The 5,084-nt window shown below is 39.8% G+C and carries 5 protein-coding genes; 4 read left to right on the top strand and 1 reads right to left on the bottom strand.

What is annotated here, in order from left to right:
* From E1176_RS06270 to E1176_RS06260, 3 genes are all read left to right on the top strand, one after another.
* A partial coding sequence (locus E1176_RS06270) for a RimK family protein (RefSeq protein WP_155209714.1) occupies positions 1–1,427 on the top strand: 1,427 nt, incomplete at its 5' end.
* Complete coding sequence (locus E1176_RS06265) at positions 1,424–2,683, top strand: carboxylate-amine ligase (protein ID WP_155209712.1); 1,260 nt, start codon at positions 1,424–1,426, stop codon at positions 2,681–2,683. The genes E1176_RS06270 and E1176_RS06265, both read left to right, overlap by 4 nt.
* The gene (locus E1176_RS06260; protein ID WP_155209710.1) at positions 2,662–3,363 is read left to right on the top strand and encodes an N-formylglutamate amidohydrolase; all 702 of its coding nucleotides are present in this window, start codon (positions 2,662–2,664) and stop codon (positions 3,361–3,363) included. The genes E1176_RS06265 and E1176_RS06260 overlap by 22 nt, the downstream gene beginning before the upstream one ends.
* Here E1176_RS06260 and E1176_RS06255 read toward each other — a convergent pair.
* Positions 3,360–4,532, bottom strand: a complete 1,173-nt coding sequence (locus E1176_RS06255) for a glycosyltransferase family 2 protein (protein WP_155209708.1) — start codon at positions 4,530–4,532, stop codon at positions 3,360–3,362. The two genes, E1176_RS06260 and E1176_RS06255, sit on opposite strands and share 4 nt — an antisense overlap.
* A gap of 141 nt (positions 4,533–4,673) precedes the next feature.
* On the opposite strand from E1176_RS06255, the gene E1176_RS06250 reads away from it, so the two are divergent.
* Positions 4,674–5,084: putative Ig domain-containing protein (locus E1176_RS06250; RefSeq protein ID WP_222933099.1), on the top strand; the 411-nt coding region annotated here is incomplete at its 3' end.

Below are 5,084 nucleotides of genomic sequence, written 5' to 3'. Positions count from 1 at the left end.
TAGAAAACCCTGAAAAATGGTCTCCACAGATTGAAGGAGCAAAAATTATATCACCAACCGATTATTTTGCCAATCCCGAATATCAGGAGTCAAAGACGTACAAAGTCATTAATCTTTGTAAATCTCACCAATATCAGAGTTTAGGTTATTATGTTTCTTTATTGGCTGGAGCCAGAAGCCATAAGGTGATACCGGAAATTGCCACGTTACAAGACTTTAGATTCCCGTCTTTAATTAAAGATGATGCCGAAGAGTGGGATGATCTGATACACAATAGCCTGAAGGAAGTTCAGGATAATAAGGTCATAATTCACATATTATTTGGGCAGGTAGAGAATCCAAAATATGCCAGACTGGGCAACTTGCTTTTCAACCTTTACCAGGTGCCGGTTATTCAGGCGAGCTTTGCGAAGAAGGAGAAATGGCAACTTACCAACCTGAAGCCTGTACACGTGCAGGAATTGGCAAATGGCAGCAAAAAAGCGCTGGAAGAAGCCTTACAATTTTATGTGGCGGGCAAGCGTGTGGTGAGAAAGAAGTATGAGCGTAAAAAGTACGACCTGGCCATTTTAATGAGTCCGGAAGATGCTACACCTCCTTCAAACCCAAGAGCCATACAGAAATTTATTGCTGCTGGTGAGAAATACGGTTTTAACATTGAAGTAATCACTAAAAACGATTTTGGTAAACTGGTGCAGTTTGATGCACTCTTCATAAGAGAGACTACCAATGTAAACCATTACACCTATCGATTTGCAAAAAAAGCTGAGGCTGAAGGTTTGGTGGTAATTGATGACGCTAACTCTATATTGAAGTGTACAAACAAAGTGTACTTACACGAGTTGCTCACATCAAATAAAATTGCTGTACCTAAGTCTTTTATTTTAAGAAAGGACGCGCAACAGCTACCGGAAGATTTCAAATTTCCTGTGGTAATAAAGCAACCTGACGGCTCTTTTTCTAAAGGGGTAAAGAAGGTGGCTAACGAACAGGAGTTAAAGGACACATTGAAAGAGCTGTTTCAAAAGTCTGAGCTGCTTATAGCACAACAATTTATACCTACTTCATATGACTGGAGAGTAGGTGTTATCAACAACCAGGTACTTTACGTTTGTCGTTATTTTATGGCTCAAAACCATTGGCAGATCGTAGACTGGAAAAAGAATGGCCAGCATAGAGAAGGTAAGAGTGAAACCATAGCCGCGAGTGATGCACCAAAAGCATTGATTGATACAGCGCTTAAAGCAACATCACTTATAGGCACCAGCCTTTATGGAGTAGACATCAAAGAGATTGATGGTAAATTCTACGTCATCGAGGTAAATGATAACCCCAATATAGATAGCGGGGTAGAAGACAAGGTGCTTAAAAATAAATTGTATCACAAAATAATGGAAAGCTTCACTGAGAAGCTTCAAAAGAAATGAAACCATCAAGAATACACTTATTCCAAGCTTATGGAATAGAGCTTGAATATATGATTGCTCATAAAGATACGCTGGCCATAAAGCCAATAACCGATGAGCTATTTAAAAAAGTAACAGGGGAGTATTGCAGCGATGTAGAAAAAGGACCTGTAACCTGGTGTAATGAGTTAGTACTGCATGTAGTGGAGTTGAAATGCACAGAGCCTACTCCAGACCTGGTGCAGCTTAATAAAGATTTCACTCAAAACATTGAGGAGGTAAACAAGCAGCTTGCTGGTTTTGAAGCTAAATTATTGCCAACTGCAGCTCACCCATTGATGAATCCTGCAAAGGACACTTATTTGTGGCCACACGATAATAATGCAGTGTATGAGCGCTATAATCAAATGTTTAATTGTCAGGGGCACGGCTGGTCAAACTTGCAGAGTTGTCATATCAACCTGCCGTTTTATGACGATGAAGAATTTGCGAGTTTGCATGCTGCCATCCGGTTGATTTTACCGATACTACCAGCTCTGGCTGCCAGTTCTCCTATTTTGGGTGGTGCCAATACGGGCTTCTTAGATAAGCGTATGGACTATTATCACAAAAACCAAATGATCATACCATCGATTACCGGCCGTGTGATACCGGAGCGTGCATTTAGCAAAAGGCAATATCATAAACTTATTTATGACCGCATTGCAGAAGACATCGCTCAATACAATGAGGACGACTTATTAAAACCAGTATGGGTAAATAGCCGTGGAGCCATAGCTCGCTTCGATCGGGGCTCCGTGGAAATACGTGTGCTCGATCTGCAAGAGTGTCCAAAGGCTGATTTAGCAATTGCCACTTTGATCATTTGTGTACTTAAACTAATAGTGTCAGAAAAGCATATAAGCCTTCACGACCAACAAGCCTGGAGTACAGATGAGCTAGCCGAAATATTGCATTTGACTATCAAAAAGGCTGAAAAAGCTGAGATAACAAATGCCAAATATTTGAAGATTTTAGGTTTAGAAAAGTCAAAAGCATCCGCTCAGGAGGTTTGGAAGCATTTGTATGAAGAGGTGAAAAGTGAATATCCTGAAGAGATCGCTCCCTGGGAGGCTGAGATAGAGTTTATTTTACGTGAGGGCACACTGGCCACCCGTATTATAAAAAGTCTGGGAGGTATATACACTCCGGAAAATATAACCATGGTTTATCATGAGCTGGCCGATTGTTTGGCCAACAACGAAATGTTTGAGGTATGGGTAAAAGAGCAATTATAATCACATGTGAGCATGCAGGAAATTACGTGCCCAAGGAATTTGCCTTACTATTTTTAGGTCATGAAGAGGTCTTAGAAAGCCACCGTGGGTGGGATCCCGGGGCTATGCAACTTGCGAAGGCTATGGCCAAAAATTTTTCAACCAAGCTTCATTATTGTAAAGTAACTAGGCTGTTAGTAGAAGTAAATAGATCTATAGGCCACGAACAATTGTTTTCTGAGTTTACAAAAAAAGTAGACCCGCATGTAAAGCAATTGTTACTTGACAAATACTACAAGCCATATAGGCAGGAAGTACAAGATAAGATAGAAGAGTTGGTGAGTGATGGGCACCAGGTAATTCATATATCTATGCACACTTTTACCCCGGTTTTAAATGGAATCGAGCGTACAGTAGACATAGGTATTTTATTTGATGACAACAGACGAGAAGAGTTGGTCTTCTCAGATGCATGGAAAGAACAATTGCAACTCACTTTGCCTGACCTCACGATCATGCACAATTGCCCTTACCATGGCGCAGATGATGGTTTTACTACCTATTTGAGAACTAAATTTACTGCTAGCCAGTATTTAGGCCTTGAGATAGAGGTTAACCAAAAGCTGATTGATACTCCCATTTATAAAGAGATTGGTAAAGCATTATCATTTACCTTACCAGAGGGCCAGGTTTGTAATTAACCTTTGGCCCTTTGGGCTTTCTCCCATACTACAGATTGGCTTCCTTTTAGTAGTCTGCCAAGCCCTTTGTATACCGAAAGATTCATAAATACGAAGTAATAAGGAATGAATAGCTTTTGAAAGCTTATAGCCTTGTTCCTCAACGTGTGTCCTAGTGCGGCAAACAAATAAAAAGCTACTTGTAGCGCAAATAACGTCTGGTAAATAGGCTGGCCTGAGAAGGCTAGTATACCATTTGAAACGAATACCACAGGTAGAGCCAAAGGAGCTAAGGTCCATCTCAACATTCTGTGTGATACATATTGAAAAGTGAGCAAGCCATGTTTGAAAAAGTTGAGTAGGCCTGAGAAATGAGCCACCTCTCTTAAACCACCGGCTGAGATTCTTACTTTACGTTTGTTTTCTTCATCTATAGATGCAGAACCAGTCTCAACGGCATATGCATCTGGTTCGTAAACCACACGTAAGCCATCTTTGGCGATATTCATAGACAGTCTAAAATCTTCAATAATTACATTAGGAGGCACTTCTTCATAAAGCTCAGTTCTAATAGAAAATAGCTCACCAGCAGCACCTACTACTGAGTGCAATTCCGAGTCCCATTGCTTTAATTTTGATTCGTACTTCCAATATGCGCCCTCTCCTGAGCCAGCTGCGTTGGCCCCTTCAGATGCTACACGTTTTTCACCAGCTACACCCCCCACTTTCGGATCTTTGTAATGTCTGGCAATATTTACCAAAGCATCTTTATTCAGCATAGTATTTGAATCGCAAAAAACTACTATAGGGGTTTTTATATGCGGCATTACTCTATTAACAGCAGCATTTTTACCTCTTCTCTCGGGAGAAAAATATAGTTCTAGCTCTTCGTGTTTTTCTATATACTCGTTTGTTTTATCAGTAGAGCCATCAGTAACAAACACAAGATGTTTCTTTTCAGCAGGGTACTCAAGTTCGAGGCAGTTTTTAATTTTATCTTCAATAAAATCTTCTTCATTGTAGCAAGGGATCATTAGCGTAAGCTCAGGAAGCTCATCAAACGCATATGTTGCAGCTTTTCTTTTGTTGAAAATTCGCTTAAGTTTTACCATAATGAAAAGTATGGCACCATAACCGAGGTACGTATAAATCAGTATTCCGAGCCCTATCCAAAAAATGTTTTCTACCATGTCAAAAGTATCTTATTCGTGTTCTTTTAGGTTAAACCCGTATAAAGGGTTAAATGTAAGTCTATTAAGAAATATTAGTGAAATATATTAACTTTATTAATTCAATTTAGTTCAAGGCAATGTGTATATATCTATAGAACATTGTCAAACTTTGTAACCATAGTTTTGAAGGCTTTATATCTAACAATCAGTATTGTTATACTGACAACACTTGGCGCCCAAGCGCAAACAGCACCCACATTTACAAGTACTCCCAACGAATCGGGAGTATACGGTGCATCTTATGTTTATAATATAACAACAGATGACGCTGAAGGGAACACTCGAGAAATCACATTAAGTTCTGGTACATTACCACCAGGAACTAGCTTAACCGATAATGGAAATGGGACTGCAGTGATTAATGGTACTCCTACCACGGCAGGAACATATAACTTTACATTGAGGGTAACTGAAACGGATGGTATTTTACTCTTCTCAGAACAAACCTTAAATCTCGTAGTAGATAAAGCTCCTTTGACGGCCACAGCTGATGATCAGGCGAAAGTATAT

It is taken from the genome of Fulvivirga aurantia (assembly GCF_009711475.1).
GTDB lineage: Bacteria > Bacteroidota > Bacteroidia > Cytophagales > Cyclobacteriaceae > Fulvivirga > Fulvivirga aurantia.
Note: the sequence above shows the minus strand (reverse complement) of the source record. Positions and strands in the feature narration are given on the sequence as shown.